This is a genomic window from Paenarthrobacter sp. NPDC091669 (assembly GCF_044756725.1).
Lineage (GTDB): Bacteria > Actinomycetota > Actinomycetes > Actinomycetales > Micrococcaceae > Arthrobacter > Arthrobacter bambusae_C.
Genome location: NZ_JBIVTK010000001.1, coordinates 24,376 through 38,755 on the forward strand (window position 1 = coordinate 24,376; position 14,380 = coordinate 38,755).

Genomic DNA, 14,380 nt, shown 5'->3' on the forward strand with positions numbered 1-14,380 from the left:
AGCCAGGAGCGCCCCATGTCCGTTCTTTCCCATGCCCCGAATTCCATCCCCACCTTGCTGACATCAATCGATCTGACCATCGCGGGCCCCCTGGACGCTTTGAGCGTCCTGGATGTTCGCCACCTCTGCGCGGAAGCCGCGGCCGACGGCCCCATAGTGGTCCTGCTGAACGTTGCCGACGTGACATCAGTAGGCGCGTCCGGCGTCGTTGGCCTGCTTGAGGTACTGCATGTGCTCCGCGCCCGCGGCGGCGATTTACGTCTTTTCGGCACGTCCACCGCCCTCGACCAAACACTGCTCCAAGCCCATCTGGGGCACGTGGCCCGCATCTACGCCACCCGCCAGGAAGCGCTCGACGCCGGCACGAACCTGGCGGGGGCACGTCACCTCGCGCCGCAGTCACGCTGGCGTGGGCTCTTCGGGCGTCCGCGCCGCACCTTGGGATGGGGATGACAGTGGCCCCGGCACCTCCCACCTTTAGCGGCCACCCCAATCGAAAGCGCCGACGGGCCAGCCTGCTCATCCCTTTGGTGGTGACGGCCCTCGCCGCCACTGGACTGGGTTTCGCGTCCAAGGAGGTGGTGCCGGTGGTCCAGGCGCTCTCCCTCTGCAGGGCTGTGGATGCTTCCACAGTGGTGCCCAAGGACGGGGTCTTGCTGGGCGTCAACCTGGACTGGAACTCTGAAACCCTGGCGGAACACCAAGCCAATCTGGGGCATGATCCGGCGGTGGTGGTCCAGTTTTCGGACATCCCGTACGACGACGAAACATGGTCCCACACCACCAACGCCGTCACCCAGGTCCGTCCCACAGGTGGCGTCCTGCTCCTGACGCTGGAACCACACGGTGGCCTGGCAACCATGAGCGACGAAGTGATCGCGAAGTTGGCCACCGACTTACGGGCAATCAATGATCAGGGGACGCCCGTCGTCGTGCGCTTTGCGCATGAGATGAACGGTTCCTGGTATTCCTGGGGCCAGCAGCCGCTGCGTTACGTGGAGGTTTTCCGAAAGGTGGCAGCGGCCGTGCATTCCCAGGCGCCGGGTACGTCCATGATGTGGGCACCGAACTACGGCGGCGGCTACCCGTTTACGGGCGGCCAATTCGCCGCCAGACCGGGCACCCCGGACTTCGCCACCCTGGACACTGACCATGACGGTACGCTCACCATGGACGATGACACGTACGCCCCCTATTACCCCGGGGACGACGCCGTGGATTGGGTGGGCGTGTCGCTGTATCACTGGGGCAACCAGCGACCCTGGGGCAACAACGACATCTCCGAGCCGGGCAAATTCCTGGCCATGCTGACTGGAACCTACAACGGAACCGCCGGCGATGACAGCGCCGTCCCGGACTTCTACAAGGTCTACGGAGTGGACCACCAGAAGCCGGTAGGGATTCCGGAGACGGCGGCGATCTTCACGCCGGCGCGCGGTGGAGCGTCAGAGCTGGACGTCAAACGGGCCTGGTGGCGGCAGGTCTTCTCCCCCGAGACCCACCAACAGTTTCCGCAACTGAAAATGATCAACTGGTTCGAGTGGAAGAAGTATGAGATCGAAATTAACGACGACGTGGATTGGCGTAGCGCTGGAACGCCCGCCATCCGCGATGCCCTGACGCAGGACCTGCCGGACTGGTTACGGTACGGCGAGGATTTGGGTGTGTGCCGGTAGGTTCCGCCGGTCAGGCGGCGGGGCTTAGGCAGCGGGTGCTGTCGGCACGGCTTCCAGAGGTTCCGTTGCCGGACCGGAAGCCGTGCCGTCCGTTGCCTTGGCCCGTTCCGGAACCATGAACCTGGGCAGCAGCACTTGCACGATCGGGCCAATTGCCAAGGCGTAGACCACGGTTCCCACACCTACGGAGCCTCCCAGGAGGAAGCCCACGGCAAGGACAACCACTTCAATGCCGGTCCGAACCAGTCGCACGGACCATCCGGTGCGGCGGACCAGGCCTGTCATGAGGCCATCGCGGGCGCCTGGACCGAGCCGGGCGCCAATGTAGCAGGCAGAAGCGATGCCGTTGAGGATCACGGCTCCGGCAAGCATGGCGATCTGGCCTCCAAGGTGGGAGAACTCAGGGATCAGCCACAGTCCAAGGTCGGCAAAAAGTCCCACGAGCACTGCGTTGGCGATGGTTCCGATCCCGGGCATTTGCCGCAATGGAATCCAGAGGAGCAGGACAAGGAAGCTGACCGCGATGACCACAACGCCAATGCTGAAGCCGGTCTTCTGGGACACACCTTGGTGGAACACGTCCCAGGGGTCCAAGCCAAGGCCGGCCCGGATGAACATGGCCAACGAGATGCCATACGTCGCCAGGCCGATCAGGAGTTGTGTGATTCTTCGGGTCATCATGATGTCCATCATCCAAGACAACTGGCCTTGCATTCCATAGCCAGTTTGGAATACTGGTCTTATGTCCGGCTCACTGAATGCCACTGCACTCGTCCGCCTCCTGGGCTCCTGGAACTCCGGCGCCCTGCCCGCCTACCGCGAGTTGGCCGACGTCGTGCGTTTGCTGGTGATGGATGGGCGGATCCCACTGGACGTCGCGCTGCCCAGCGAGCGGGCGCTCGCCCAGACGCTTGGACTCAGTCGCACTACGGTCACCGCCGCCTATGCGAGCCTGCGCGAGCAGGGTTTCCTCACTGCCGGGCAGGGCAGCCGCGGCAGGACCTGCATCCCGCACCGCACGGTTCCAGTCAGCGCCCCAGGGCTTGCCGTTCCGGACGGGGTGCTGGACCTCGCGTATGCGTCGCTTCCCGCCGCCGGAGAAGTGGTGCACAGGGCATTTGCGGAGGCGCTGACCGAACTGCCTGCACTCTTGCCGGGTTTCGGGTACGACGCCGTCGGCGTACCCGCCCTGCGTGAAGCCATCGCGGAAAAATACACCGCCGAGGGCGTGCCCACCACAGCCGGCCAGATCCTGGTCACCTCCGGCGCCCAGCATGCCCTCAACATTGTGTTGCGGACGCTCGCCGGAAAACAGGATCGGGTCATGGTGGAACACCCCACCTATCCCAACGCACTGGACGCCATCCGCGCCGCCGGCTGCAAGCCGCTGCCAGTCGCGCTGCCCGTAATACAGTCGAGTACGTCTCCTGCCTGGGACATTGACTCGATGATCGCCACCATGAACCACCAGCGACCCGCCATGGCCTATCTCGTGCCGGACTTCCACAACCCAACAGGGCGCATCATGTCGGATTTGCAGCGTCGACGCCTTGCGCGCGCGGCAGCTTCGTCCGGGACCGTGCTGGTAGTGGATGAAACATTGCGGGGTTTGAACCTCGACGGCGTCCGCACGGCTCCGATGTCGTCCTTCAGTCCCGCCGTGGTGTCCATTGGGTCGCTGAGCAAATCGCATTGGGCAGGTCTCAGGACCGGGTGGATCCGGGCCCATGAAGCGATGATTACCCGTTTTGTTGCGACCAGGACCGTCATGGATTTGGGCGGCCCTGTGGTGGAACAGTTGGCGGCTGCGCGCTTGGTCAGGTCATTCTCGGAGCCTTTGGACGCCCGGCTGGAGGAACTGCGGCACAACCGCGAATCGTTGTTGGGGTTGCTGGCGGAGTACTTGCCATCGTGGGAGGTGGAGCGGCCACAGGGCGGACTTACCGTCTGGTGCCGGCTCCCGTCGCCGTGCAGCACGGCGCTGACGGTGCTCGCACCGAACTTCGGGCTCCGCTTGGCCGCCGGTCCGCGCTTTGGAGTGGGCGGAGCGTTCGAGCACTACCTGCGCGTGCCCTACACCTTGCCGCGCGCGAAGTTGGAGTTTGCCGTCGGTGCGCTCCGCGCCGCCCAGGACAAGCTCGACGCCGCGCCCCACCTGCGCCGCACCCTCAAGGCCGCGCGACCCGCCGTCGTCGCGGTTGCCTAAGCCGCTGCACTCCGGGTCCCGCCCATGCGCTGCTTCGCCGTGTTGCTGCCAGGGCCCACTGGGACATGCGAGGTTGCCTTGGCCAGTCCGAACAGCGGCATCCCGTTGTACACCACTTCAATGCCCGACGCCGGAACCTGATACGTTTCGTGCCACACGCCAACGTCGCCGCTGCCCGCAATCTCCTTCATGAATTTCCGCCACGGACCCAGATGCGGCGAATCCTTGTCAGCAGCAAACTTGCGCAGATGCCCGGGGCTTTCCCAGTAGCTGAGCAGCACGGTGGTCCGCCCGAACCACTGCTCACTGCCGAGTAATCCAGCCCCTGGGTTTTCTGCAAGGTGCCGCATCATGGTGGGCATGGCCGAGGCAACCTTCGCCACGCGGCCCATCTTCCACCACCTGTTGGCGCGCATCCCGATGAGGAATACGGTCACGGTGTCGCGCCCGATGTCCGCCGTGAAGCGACCGGGGAAAATCTCCTGTGCCATGTGAAGCCTTCCTGACTGCTGTCCTGACCGAGGGTTTCGTAACGTTGTTATGAAACAATGTTATGAAACACTTGGAGGTATGGCAAGACCCATCGTTCATGATCAGCACGTCCAGCAGCGCCTCTTGGCCGTCACCGCAGACCTCGTCGACCGCGAAGGACCTGCCCGCGTCACCCTTCGGGACGTCGCCGCCGCGGCAGAGACCTCCACCACGGCCATCTACTCCCTGTTTGGCGGCAAAGCCCAACTGCTGACGGCCGCCGTCGACGACGGTTTTCAATCCTTCGGCGAGTCCCAGAAGGCAGCCGCCAAGGGCGGCCTGCTGGAGCTTGGGCGCGCCTACCGGGTGTGGGCCTTGGAGCATCCAGCGTTGTACCGGCTCATGTTCGGCGGCGCATTGGCAGCCTACGTTGATTGCAGCCCGACGCCGGACGTCGCCTCGGATTCCATGCTCCCCTTAGTGGAGGCGGTGGTGGCGGCCCAGACAGCCGGCCGGCTCCGAAACGACGATCCCACCATGGTGGCGATGGCCATTTGGGGGCAGGTCCACGGACTGGTCAGCCTTGAGTTGGCACAAATGAATGACCCCGCCACGGACTGGGCACGAATCTACGAGGCGGCCCTGGACTCCGTGGCACGGGCCTGGGCCGCCTAACCCGGCACGCCTACGAGTAAACCTTCTCCAGGAATCCGCCCCAGGCCTTGGCCGTGAGCTCCGAGTCCCCGGAACCGCTGAACTCGTGCACGGTCATGCCCACCGGGGCGCCGAAAGCATTACGCCCGAAGAAGCGGTAGAGGGTGTCGCCGGTCCGCAGTCCCAGGAAGTTCCCGTTGGAGAAGTCCACCTCGCCACTGAGCCGCCCCACGCCGTCGACGTTCAGGTCGAATCGCGAGCCGGCAGCAACATCCGCCACACCCAAAGCCTTCTTCAGCTGCACAAATCCTTCGGGGGTCTGTGAAGCGGCAGGTGCCTGAATGTCCGTGAACACTACGGGCCTGCCATCGAAGTACTGCAGGTACTGACCCAGCGTGTGGAGGTAGAACTCGGTGTGCTTGCTGGCACCGTCGTACTGTTCGTCCCAGTTGTCGGCGAAAATGCCGCTGTGGACGTAATGCAGCTTGGCGCGGCCACCCTCGAGCGGCTCCAGGACGTGCTCCAGCTGGTTGAACCAGCCGTCCGGGCCATCCATCCGGGACACCAGATGGGTGGGGAACTCCTCAGTGGTCTTCACATCGGGCCACTGATCCGTGGGGAACATCCAAGCCGCGGTGTCCGCAGTGACGGCATTCCATACCCGCTCGGGAGTGCCGGGCAGTTCCGTGTCCGCCACGATGTCGAATCTCCGGTTGTCAGTCATTGCCTTGGTCCTTTTCTGCTGTTTGATCTGTTGAGGGCTCTTGCTGCGGGGGCGTCTTGAGTGCGGGGTGAAGCACGACGACGAGCCGGTGCTTGCGCGCCCCACCCGCCTCCGCGGCAGCACCGCCGTCGTGGTACTTATCCACCAGTTGGGTCACGGCCACGCCGAGCTCTTCGGCGAACGCTGCGCGTTCTGCCGCAGAGCGGAAGGTGATCTCGCCGTCGATCGCGAAACTTGCCAGCTTCTTTTTCGCCACGGCCGCGCCGGAGATGAGCTTGCCCATTTCCTGGACGGTGCGTGAGGCAAGGGAGAGAAGCCAAAATGCGGAGAAACGGTCCGCGAAGCGTCGCGGATCCGGCGCCACCGACGCCAGGGCGACGGGCGAGATCAGGTACGAGGCCGCCGTCGCACGCACCACGCGCTCGGTGACGTTGCCTTTTCGCCGCTCTTCCACCAGCTCAACCAAACCGTGGCGCTCGAGCGCTTTGAGGTGGTAATTCACCTTCTGCCGCGGCAGGCCGACTTTGAGGGCCAACTGCGTGGCGGACGCGGGCTCGGCAAGCTCGTGGAGGATGCGGGTGCGGATCGGGTCCAGCGACGCTTCCGCCGCGGCCGGGTCCTCGATCACTTCGATGTCCAACATGCTTCAAGTATGGCTACCGACAACTTTTATTGTCAAGAACTTTTTTATCGTCGGTTGCCTCCCTCGTTGCGGGGCCCACTCTGCGCGCTCCAGCGCAGCCACAGCACGCAGAGCGGGCCTCACAACGCGGCGCCGGTAGAAACGTGGCGCCGGTAGAATTGTCCGGTGATGCAATCCCCTCTTCCCGTGCGCGACGGCGTGAACGCGACCCGTCTGCGCCTTCCGGACGAGGGCCCGTGGACCACCGCCATGGACTACATGATGCATCGCTGGGGACACATCGACGCCCAAGGCATTGAGGACCGATTCGATGCCGGCGAAATCGTGGGCGAAGGCGGCGTGCCGCTGGACCGAACCACCAAACTGGAGGACCACACCTTCATTTGGTACTACCGCACCCTGCCGCCGGAGACGCGCCTGCCCGTGGAAATCAACATCCTTCACCAGGACGAGCACATCCTGGTAGTGGACAAGCCGCACTTCCTCCCCACCACGCCCGGCGGGACCTACATCCAGGAGTCTGCGCTGGTCCGCCTCCGGAACCTGCTGGACCTCCCGGACCTGATCCCCATGCACCGCCTGGACCGCATGACCGCCGGGCTGCTGCTGCTCTCCACCAACCCGGAGACCCGCGGGAAATACCAAGTGCTTTTCGAGAAGCGCCAGGTCCAGAAGGAATACGAGTGCGTGGCCGCCGCGGCGCCCGCTGCAGGCTTTCCCGCCGTCGAATTCCCCGCCGTGGTCCGCAACCGCATGACCAAGTCCCGCAGCTACCTTCTCGCAGAAGTGATCGACGGTGAGCCGAACGCGGAAACGCGGATCGAACAAACAACAACGTTCGACGCCGGGACTCACCAACGCGCGCTGTACCGCTTGGAACCCCACACCGGAAAAACGCACCAACTTCGCGTCCACATGGCCTCGTTGGGCCTGGGCATCATCAACGATGCCTTCTACCCGGACCTGCTGGACAAGGCACCGGACGATTACAGCAAACCGCTCCAACTCCTGGCCCGCGGCATCCGGTTCGTGGATCCGATCACCAAACAACCCGTGGAGTACCGCAGCGAGTTGGAGCTCAGCGAAGCCCACGCCTGACCCTCCCCTGAACGTCAGTCCCCCGGCGTCAGGTGATCGAAGACCAGGTTGGTTTGCGTGTTTGCGATGGCCGGATCCGAGGCCAGGTGAACCGCAATGAAGTCCCGGAGTTCCTTGGGCGTCCCGCAGGCCACATGCATGAGGAAGTCCTGGTCTCCGGCCAGCAGGAAGACGCTCTGGACATTCGGAAGCGCCCGCAACCGTTGGCCGATAGCCAACATCTTGTTCCGTGCCTGCGAGTTCACGCGCACTGAGATCAGCGCATAGACCAAAAACCCCAGAGCTTCCAGGTCCACCGAAGCGTGGAAGCCCCGGATGATCCCGGCGTCCCGCAGTGCCCGGACCCGTCCGAGGCACGTGGACGGGGCGATGCCCGCCTTCGAGGCGAGCACGTTGTTGGGGATCCTGGCGTCAGCCATGAGTTCTTTGAGGATCAGCCGGTCGGTTTCGTCGAGCCGAACCCGGTTCGGCACAGCCCCCTGCGAACGGGCTGCAGGTGAATCGGACACGAACGCACCTCCAATATTCTCGTGATGCTTCGAAATCCTTTGTTCTGCCTTGAGTTGGATTCTATCTTGAAGCGATTTGCAGAATCGACAAGGAGGTCGGGATGGGCAGTTTCGACAAGATCCAGGCACGTGAAGGTGGGCTCAAACGGCAGCTCACCTCACGCCAGATGACAATGATCGCGCTGGGCGGTGCTATCGGCACCGGACTGTTCCTGGGCAGCAAGTTTGCCATCGGCCTTGCCGGTCCCAGTGTGATCATCAGCTACGCCATTGGCGGGCTGATCGCACTGCTGCTCATGGGCAGTTTGTCCGAGATGACGGTGGCACACCCCACGTCTGGCTCGTTCGGAGCTTTCGCAGAGCACTACGTGAGCCCGCTGGCCGGGTTCCTGGTGAAGTACATGTACTGGTCCTGCATAGTGCTGGCGGTGGGAACTGAGGTGACCGCTGTGGGTGAATACATGAAGCTCTGGTTCCCTGACGTGCCGTCACTGCTGTGGGTGATCTTCTTCTCCGCGGTCCTGATCGGGGTCAACACCATGAACGTCAAGGTGTTCGGAACACTGGAGTACTGGTTCTCCAGCATCAAGGTCTTCGCGATCATCGCATTCATTGTGCTCGGTGCGTACATCGTGTTCGGCGCCCGCACCGAGGGCACCGGCTTCCAGAACTACACCGCCGAGGGCGGCTTCTTCCCCAACGGCTTATCAGGCACGTGGTTCGCCGTGATCGTGTCCATCTTCAGCTACCTCAGCATTGAAATGATCGCCATCGCGGCGGGCGAAGCCAAGGACCCCGCAACAGCCGTGAAGAAGGCTTTCCGCACCACCATCGCCCGATTGCTCCTGTTCTACATCGTCACGCTGGCGCTCATCCTTGCGATTGCACCCGTCAGCCAAATCCTCGCCGGTGGCAGCCCTTTCGTCACGGTAATGCAGAACCTCGGCATTCCTTTCGCCGACAGCCTGCTGACCTTTGTAGTGATCATCGCTGCGCTCTCCGCCATGAACAGCCAGCTCTACATCTCCACCCGCATGATCTTCAGCCTCTCCCGCAGCGGCGACGCTCCGGCCGTATTCGGAAAGCTGCGCTCCAACGGCGCCCCCGTCAATGCGCTGGTCCTGTCCACCGCCGGAATCGCCATTGCCACGGTGGTCTACGCGATGTTCCCTGAGACAGCCTTCACCCTCATGATGGCCATTTCCATGTTCGGGGCCATGTTCACCTGGTTCATGATTTTCGTAACCCACTGGTTCTTCCGCCGCAGCATGAAACGCAGCGGCACGGAGCTCTCCTACAAGACCCGTTTCTACCCCGCGGGCACCATTCTTGGCGCGGTGCTCATGCTCGCCATCGGCATCAGTACGTTGGGCACCTCGGCCTTCAATATGACCTTGGTCTTCGGCCTGCCGTCGTTGGCGGTGGTCACGGTCCTGTTCTTTGTGGTGCAGCGGCGCAAACGTCAGGCATCCGACCCCGGTGAGGAACCGAACACCGTCCGGAAGACCGCCGTCGTATCCTCCGAGAACAGCACGAACTCCACCACCTCAAGCGGGCTTTCTGCAGCCGAAGCCGCGGAAGACGACGACGAAAACGACCTCACGGCGTCGAACGCTACCTCGGCAACCTGACGGGCATCCCATCCGTATATTCCGGCGCTGATCGCGGGAAAGGCGACCGTCCTGGCACCAAGCCCGGCCGCAACCTTCAGGCTTTCGCGGAAACACGAGGCGAGCAGCGCCGGATCCGTCTGCCCTGCGTGCCGGTTGGGACCCACCGTATGCACCACCCACTGTGCGGGGAGCCGGAACCCGGGGGTCGCGACGGCGGCGCCCACCGGCAGCCCGTCCGGCAACTCCGTGCGCCTCAGTTCGCGGCACGCGGCGAGGAGCTCCGGGCCGGCAGCCCTGTGGATGGCACCGTCCACTCCCCCTCCACCAAGCAAAGACGAGTTGGCGGCGTTGACAATCGCGTCCACCGGGCGGGTGGTGATGTCCCCGCGCAAAATGTCGATTCGCATGGCGCCAGTCTCGCGCCGAAGCGGCGGATGCGGCAAGTGCGGTACCTTGTGCCCATGGACATCACCGCCCCGGAGACGTGGGGATCCGCGATTTACCTGTGGATCGTCCCCATTGTGCTGGGCGACGCCATCTTCCCGCCCATCCCCTCGGAAATGGTGGTGATCACCGGCGGTGCCCTCGCCGCCGACGGCCACGCCAACTTCTGGCTGATCTTGTTCCTCGCCGCCTTGGCATCCTGGCTCGGCGACATGGCGGTGTTTATCCTGTTCAAACGGCGCATCAGCCATGTCCTGGATCGGTGGTCGTGGGGCCGCCGTATACACCGCGGAATCCACGAGGCCATCGCCAAAGCCGGACGCTCCTCCACCTACGGCGCCATCATCGGCGCGCGGTTCATCCCCGGGGGCAGGCTCGCAACATCCTCGGCGGCGGGCATCGCCAACGTCTCCGTCCGCGGTTTCAGCCTCTGCGCCGGCTTGGGCGCGGTCCTCTGGGCGGTCTGGCAAGTGGGCCTCGGATACTTCACCGGCTCCACCACCAAGCTGCCGTTTTGGGCCAGTTCACTCATCGGCGTGGGCGTCGGCCTGGTGATCGGCGTGGTGGTGGGACTGATCGTCACGCGGCGCCGCGGCAGCCGCTCACCCGTGGACGAACCGTTCGACGCCGACAAGCCCGGGGACGTACCCCAGCCAGAGTAGCTTCCCCGATTCAGGCCGGAGTCCGGCGTCGTTAGACCGGAGACCAGCGTCCGCGGCTGCGGCGCAGGACGTAAAGGCTGCCCGTGATGGCCACGCGTTCGACGGCGTCACGCATCATCGCTGCCGACGTCCGGGCTTCGTCGTTCTCACCTGGGTAATCGCGGTCGCCCACCGTGAAGCGCAGGCTGATCTGGGGGACGCCGCCCACGATATCGAGCTGGTTCGACTCCACGTGGTGGCGGGTCTCCAAGGCTTCCACGGCTGCGGCCATGACTGACTCAGGCGCATTCCCCGGTTTGAGGCCAGTGATCTTCAACTTGGTTTGGAACGACGGCATCCCACCACCCTAACCGTCTCTCACATCCCGCGCCCTTGGGCAGATCCCTCTCTCACCAGCTGAGAGAGGGATCCTTTGGACCCCGAGGAACGTGAGTGAGCGTTTGTTAGCCGGTGTTGCGCAGGCCCGCGGCCACACCGTTGACCGTGATGAGCATGGCCCGCTGCAGCCGCTCGTCGATCTCGCTTCCGGAGACGGACTCTTCCCGCACGCGGCGGAGCAGTTCCACCTGCAGGTAGCTGATGGGATCCAAGTACTGATCGCGGATTTCCAAGGAACGCTTGAGCGTGGGCTGGGCATCGAGGAGCTCGATCTCGCCTGTAAGCCGCTCAATCTCGGCCACGGTGAGCTCGTACTCGTCACGGATCATGTGGAACAGGCGGTGAAGTTCCTCCGGGACCAACGACGACACGTAGTGGCCGGCAATTTCCATGTCCGTCTTTGCCAGCGTCATCTCCACGTTGGAGATGACCGAGCGGAAGAAGTGCCAGCGGTCCATCATCTCCAGGAGCTGGTCGGTGTTGCCTGCCTCACGGGCAGCCTTCAAGCCGGAGCCTACGCCGAACCAGCCCGGAACGATCTGCCGGGACTGGGTCCAGCCAAAGACCCACGGAATGGCACGAAGACCCCCGAGGCCTGCGCCGGAATCCGGACGCTTGGACGGTCGCGATCCAATGTTCAGCGAACCCAACTGCTCTACCGGGGTGGAGGCGAGGAAGTAGGCCGGCAACTCCGGATCGTCGATCAGTGTGCGGTAACGGTCGAAAGCTGCGTCCGAGATGGTTTCCATGACGTTCGCGTACCGCTCGCGCTCGTCCTCCGAAGTACGCGGAGTCCGGTGCAGGGCCGAACCCTGCATCACCGCGGCAAGGGACAACTCAAGGTTTTCGCGTGCCAGTTCGGGCAGGGAGTACTTGTCCGAAATGACCTCACCTTGCTCGGTGAACTTGATCTCCCCTTCAAGGACACCATTCGGCTGCGCCATGATGGCGTCGTATGTCGGTCCGCCACCGCGGCCCACGGAACCACCGCGGCCATGGAACAAGCGGACGCGCACACCATGTTTGGCGGCTACATCGCGCAGTTTGCGCTGGGTTTTATGGATTTCCCACTGGCTGGTCATCACACCTGATTCCTTATTGGAATCGGAGTAGCCCAGCATGACCTCCTGGACATCGCCGCGGAGACGGACGAGTTCCCGGTAGGACGGATCGGACAGCAGTTGGTCCACGATCTCAGCAGAAGCGCGCAGTTCTTCCACGGTTTCCAGGAGCGGGGCAAACCCGATCTTGGCGTGCGGCTTGGCCCCGAAGAGGTCAATCAGTCCGGCCTCACGGGCCAAGACGGCTGCGGCAAGGACATCATCAGCGCCCCGGGTCATCGAGATGATGTACGTCTCCACTACGTCCGGCCCGTACGTGTGGAGCGCCTGCCGGATGCTCCGGAAGACGTCATACGTGCCGTCGGCAGTACCCTCCAGCTTGATGGGGTGCCCGGAGAGCGGGCGGTGGGAGGCCAGTTCTGCGCCCAGGAACGTAAAGCGCTCCTCACGGCTGAGGTCGCCGTATGGCTTCTCCGTACCGAGTCGGTCCACAAGCTGGCCAACAGCGTCGTGGTGGTAATCGGCGTGCTCGCGGATATCCAGCGTTGCCAGATGCAGGCCGAAGGCAGCGATTGCCCGGCGAACACGGGCCAGAGCACCATCTGCCACCAGCGCGGCTGAGTGGTTCCTCAGCGAGTCCTCCAACAGCCCGAACTCTGCCAGCAGCTCAGAGGTGGTGGCGTAGTCGCGGCCAGGCTCATGATACGTCGACGCGGAAACGCGGCGTCCAGTGTTGATGAGCTTGGCCTTGATGCATGTCAGCTTGAGCCTGTAGGGCTCCTGAGCGTTCAGTTCAAGGATGCGCTTGTCCAGCCCAGGGAGGTTCTTGAGGTCCTCGGTGATCGAGTCCAGCAGTACCTGGTCGGCCCCAAAAAGCGCCGTGGAGTTGGACAAAACAGAAATAAGTTCGTCGATCAACGCAATGCTGATGCGCACGGCGTTCTGGTTCTGCAACTGCAGGATCTCCCGGGTGACAGCGGCGGTGACATTGGGGTTGCCGTCTCGGTCACCACCGATCCACGAACCGAACCGCAGCGGCGCGGCGGCCACGGGAAGCGCGACACCGTGCTCGGCCAGAAGCTCAGACAGGTCCGTCAGCATTTCCGGCATGGCGTCGGTCAGGATGCTGTTCAAGTAATAGATGGCGTTTCGTGCCTCATCCACGGGCGTGGGGCGGACCTGGCGCAATTCATCGGTCTGCCACATCTGGTCGATGATTTCGGCAAGCTGCCGGTCCTGTCGACGACGCATGGACGTGCCCTCCGCCGTGGGCTCGGCAAGGACATCGGAGAGTTTGCGGACCTTGTCCAGTACGGACCGGCGTGAAGCCTCCGTGGGGTGAGCCGTGAAAATGGGCCGGACATCGAGTTCGTTGATCACGTCCTGCAACACCTGGGGACCCGCTTGGCCGGCGATCTCGGAAACGGCTTTGGCCAACCAGCCGTCTTTTTCCTGCCGGGTGCGGAGACCACGGACACGGTGGACCTGTTCCGCCGCATTGGTGAGGTGGAAGTAGAACGCAAACGCCCTCACCAAATCCGTCGCCTGGTCCAACGGCAGGGAGGCGAGCAACTCGCGGACCTGGGCAACGACGTCGTGCGCGCTCCAAGGCCCGGTGGCATCAGCACCGCCGCGTGCGGCTTCCTTGGACTCCTTGGTCAGCAGGCGGACCTGCTCCACGAGGGCAAGCAATTCCGGTCCGTGCTGGCGAACCAACGATTCTCCCAGGAGGGTGGAAACGCGGCGCACGTCGGCGCGCAATTCGGCAGCGAGATCGGTGTCTTGAGGGGCAGTGTGAACCATGGATGCATACCTTCGGGATCTGGTTTTGGCCCGTACACTGCGCTGGATACTGTGAGCCGGATTACTAGGGTTTCCTACGGGATCTTACCCGCCCCGAACTCGACCCATGGAATGCGTCTCAAATTTTGGCATCACGTTTTGGATCGGCCCGCCCGGGCAGGACCACCTTCCCGCTCATCAGCTCGTCGGGCAGCAGGCCGGGCCCCGCGGAGAGTTTCTCGTGCCTGCGCTGCCGCATCTCTTCGATCGCAGCAGCCGCCTCTACCCTGGTAGGCGCACCGGTGGCGGGTTCAATCATGGAGAGGACACTCCCCAGCGTGCCTGTTGCACCTTTCGCTGGAACGCCCCGTTTAACAAGTCCCGCGCCGGCCCAAATTGAGCCGAGTATCAGGGCACCGCTGACCACGATTGCAACCACTGTGTCCATCCCCATGCGGT

At 63.6% G+C, this 14,380-nt stretch carries 15 protein-coding genes and 1 pseudogene; 7 read left to right on the plus strand and 9 right to left on the minus strand.

Features of this window, described 5'->3' with window-relative positions; all coding sequences use genetic code 11:
- Window positions 1-15: 15 nt before the first annotated feature.
- Together ACIQLI_RS00080 and ACIQLI_RS00085 are read left to right on the plus strand one after the other, a co-directional pair.
- A complete protein-coding gene (locus ACIQLI_RS00080) occupies window positions 16-453 on the plus strand; it encodes an STAS domain-containing protein (RefSeq protein ID WP_354229201.1) in 438 nt (145 codons plus the stop codon).
- The gene (locus ACIQLI_RS00085; protein ID WP_400383725.1) at window positions 450-1,676 is read left to right on the plus strand and encodes a glycoside hydrolase family 26 protein; all 1,227 of its coding nucleotides are present in this window, start codon (window positions 450-452) and stop codon (window positions 1,674-1,676) included. Before ACIQLI_RS00080 ends, ACIQLI_RS00085 begins: the two co-directional genes overlap by 4 nt.
- A 24-nt stretch (window positions 1,677-1,700) precedes the next feature.
- Here ACIQLI_RS00085 and ACIQLI_RS00090 read toward each other — a convergent pair whose 3' ends face one another.
- Window positions 1,701-2,357, minus strand: a complete 657-nt coding sequence (locus tag ACIQLI_RS00090; protein WP_400383728.1) for a YitT family protein — start codon at window positions 2,355-2,357, stop codon at window positions 1,701-1,703.
- Between the two features lie 61 nt (window positions 2,358-2,418).
- Here ACIQLI_RS00090 and ACIQLI_RS00095 point away from each other — a divergent pair, with 61 nt between their 5' ends.
- Entirely contained in the window at window positions 2,419-3,882 is a 1,464-nt protein-coding gene (locus ACIQLI_RS00095; RefSeq protein WP_400383731.1) for a PLP-dependent aminotransferase family protein, read from the plus strand.
- Here the strand turns inward: ACIQLI_RS00095 and ACIQLI_RS00100 are convergent.
- Complete coding sequence (locus tag ACIQLI_RS00100) at window positions 3,879-4,373, minus strand: DUF4188 domain-containing protein (protein WP_400383734.1); 495 nt, start codon at window positions 4,371-4,373, stop codon at window positions 3,879-3,881. The genes ACIQLI_RS00095 and ACIQLI_RS00100 overlap by 4 nt on opposite strands.
- Before the next feature lie 79 nt (window positions 4,374-4,452).
- On the opposite strand from ACIQLI_RS00100, the gene ACIQLI_RS00105 reads away from it, so the two are divergent.
- Window positions 4,453-5,028 carry a TetR-like C-terminal domain-containing protein gene (locus ACIQLI_RS00105; protein WP_400383737.1) on the plus strand — a complete coding sequence of 192 codons (576 nt, stop codon included), beginning with the start codon at window positions 4,453-4,455 and terminating at the stop codon, window positions 5,026-5,028.
- Window positions 5,029-5,038: 10 nt separating this feature from the next.
- On the opposite strand, the gene ACIQLI_RS00110 is transcribed toward ACIQLI_RS00105, so the two are convergent.
- Both ACIQLI_RS00110 and ACIQLI_RS00115 read right to left on the minus strand, forming a co-directional pair.
- Window positions 5,039-5,731 carry an SRPBCC domain-containing protein gene (locus ACIQLI_RS00110; protein ID WP_400383740.1) on the minus strand — a complete coding sequence of 231 codons (693 nt, stop codon included), beginning with the start codon at window positions 5,729-5,731 and terminating at the stop codon, window positions 5,039-5,041.
- Window positions 5,724-6,374: a helix-turn-helix domain-containing protein gene (locus tag ACIQLI_RS00115; RefSeq protein WP_354229187.1), complete on the minus strand. Its 651-nt coding sequence runs from the start codon at window positions 6,372-6,374 to the stop codon at window positions 5,724-5,726. The genes ACIQLI_RS00110 and ACIQLI_RS00115 overlap by 8 nt, the downstream gene beginning before the upstream one ends.
- Window positions 6,375-6,542: 168 nt before the next feature.
- On the opposite strand from ACIQLI_RS00115, the gene ACIQLI_RS00120 reads away from it, so the two are divergent.
- Window positions 6,543-7,472 carry an RluA family pseudouridine synthase gene (locus ACIQLI_RS00120; RefSeq protein ID WP_400384762.1) on the plus strand — a complete coding sequence of 310 codons (930 nt, stop codon included), beginning with the start codon at window positions 6,543-6,545 and terminating at the stop codon, window positions 7,470-7,472.
- Window positions 7,473-7,486: 14 nt separating this feature from the next.
- On the opposite strand, the gene ACIQLI_RS00125 is transcribed toward ACIQLI_RS00120, so the two are convergent.
- Window positions 7,487-7,981 carry an Lrp/AsnC family transcriptional regulator gene (locus tag ACIQLI_RS00125; protein WP_354229185.1) on the minus strand — a complete coding sequence of 165 codons (495 nt, stop codon included), beginning with the start codon at window positions 7,979-7,981 and terminating at the stop codon, window positions 7,487-7,489.
- Between the two features lie 173 nt (window positions 7,982-8,154).
- Here ACIQLI_RS00125 and ACIQLI_RS00130 point away from each other — a divergent pair.
- Window positions 8,155-9,342, plus strand: a pseudogene (locus ACIQLI_RS00130) (amino acid permease); the annotation flags it as partial.
- Window positions 9,343-9,443: 101 nt separating this feature from the next.
- On the opposite strand, the gene ACIQLI_RS00135 reads toward ACIQLI_RS00130, so the two are convergent.
- Window positions 9,444-10,001, minus strand: coding sequence for an O-acetyl-ADP-ribose deacetylase (locus tag ACIQLI_RS00135; protein ID WP_400383744.1), 558 nt, complete (start codon window positions 9,999-10,001; stop codon window positions 9,444-9,446).
- A 54-nt stretch (window positions 10,002-10,055) separates the two neighbouring features.
- On the opposite strand from ACIQLI_RS00135, the gene ACIQLI_RS00140 reads away from it, so the two are divergent.
- On the plus strand, window positions 10,056-10,700 hold the full coding sequence (locus ACIQLI_RS00140) for a DedA family protein (protein ID WP_354229181.1): 645 nt from the start codon (window positions 10,056-10,058) through the stop codon (window positions 10,698-10,700).
- A 31-nt stretch (window positions 10,701-10,731) separates the two neighbouring features.
- On the opposite strand, the gene ACIQLI_RS00145 is transcribed toward ACIQLI_RS00140, so the two are convergent.
- The 3 genes from ACIQLI_RS00145 to ACIQLI_RS00155 form a co-directional block, all read right to left on the minus strand.
- Window positions 10,732-11,037, minus strand: a complete 306-nt coding sequence (locus tag ACIQLI_RS00145) for a hypothetical protein (protein ID WP_400383747.1) — start codon at window positions 11,035-11,037, stop codon at window positions 10,732-10,734.
- Window positions 11,038-11,143: 106 nt separating this feature from the next.
- Complete coding sequence (gene ppc / locus ACIQLI_RS00150) at window positions 11,144-13,942, minus strand: phosphoenolpyruvate carboxylase (RefSeq protein ID WP_354229177.1); 2,799 nt, start codon at window positions 13,940-13,942, stop codon at window positions 11,144-11,146.
- Window positions 13,943-14,060: 118 nt separating this feature from the next.
- Complete coding sequence (locus ACIQLI_RS00155; protein ID WP_400383750.1) at window positions 14,061-14,375, minus strand: hypothetical protein; 315 nt, start codon at window positions 14,373-14,375, stop codon at window positions 14,061-14,063.
- Between the last annotated feature and the right edge of the window lie 5 nt (window positions 14,376-14,380).

Excerpts from the sequence above, each read along its gene's own strand:
- ACIQLI_RS00090 (WP_400383728.1), bottom strand. The coding sequence starts at position 2,357 with ATGATGACCCGAAGAATCACACAACTCCTGATCGGCCTGGCGACGTAT.
- ACIQLI_RS00135 (WP_400383744.1), bottom strand. The coding sequence starts at position 10,001 with ATGCGAATCGACATTTTGCGCGGGGACATCACCACCCGCCCGGTGGAC.
- ACIQLI_RS00095 (WP_400383731.1), top strand. The coding sequence starts at position 2,419 with ATGTCCGGCTCACTGAATGCCACTGCACTCGTCCGCCTCCTGGGCTCC.
- ACIQLI_RS00105 (WP_400383737.1), top strand. The coding sequence starts at position 4,453 with ATGGCAAGACCCATCGTTCATGATCAGCACGTCCAGCAGCGCCTCTTG.
- ACIQLI_RS00155 (WP_400383750.1), bottom strand. The coding sequence starts at position 14,375 with ATGGGGATGGACACAGTGGTTGCAATCGTGGTCAGCGGTGCCCTGATA.
- ACIQLI_RS00145 (WP_400383747.1), bottom strand. The coding sequence starts at position 11,037 with ATGCCGTCGTTCCAAACCAAGTTGAAGATCACTGGCCTCAAACCGGGG.
- ACIQLI_RS00110 (WP_400383740.1), bottom strand. The coding sequence starts at position 5,731 with ATGACTGACAACCGGAGATTCGACATCGTGGCGGACACGGAACTGCCC.
- ACIQLI_RS00120 (WP_400384762.1), top strand. The coding sequence starts at position 6,543 with ATGCAATCCCCTCTTCCCGTGCGCGACGGCGTGAACGCGACCCGTCTG.
- ACIQLI_RS00080 (WP_354229201.1), top strand. The coding sequence starts at position 16 with ATGTCCGTTCTTTCCCATGCCCCGAATTCCATCCCCACCTTGCTGACA.
- ACIQLI_RS00100 (WP_400383734.1), bottom strand. The coding sequence starts at position 4,373 with ATGGCACAGGAGATTTTCCCCGGTCGCTTCACGGCGGACATCGGGCGC.
- ACIQLI_RS00085 (WP_400383725.1), top strand. The coding sequence starts at position 450 with ATGACAGTGGCCCCGGCACCTCCCACCTTTAGCGGCCACCCCAATCGA.
- ACIQLI_RS00140 (WP_354229181.1), top strand. The coding sequence starts at position 10,056 with ATGGACATCACCGCCCCGGAGACGTGGGGATCCGCGATTTACCTGTGG.
- ppc (WP_354229177.1), bottom strand. The coding sequence starts at position 13,942 with ATGGTTCACACTGCCCCTCAAGACACCGATCTCGCTGCCGAATTGCGC.
- ACIQLI_RS00115 (WP_354229187.1), bottom strand. The coding sequence starts at position 6,374 with ATGTTGGACATCGAAGTGATCGAGGACCCGGCCGCGGCGGAAGCGTCG.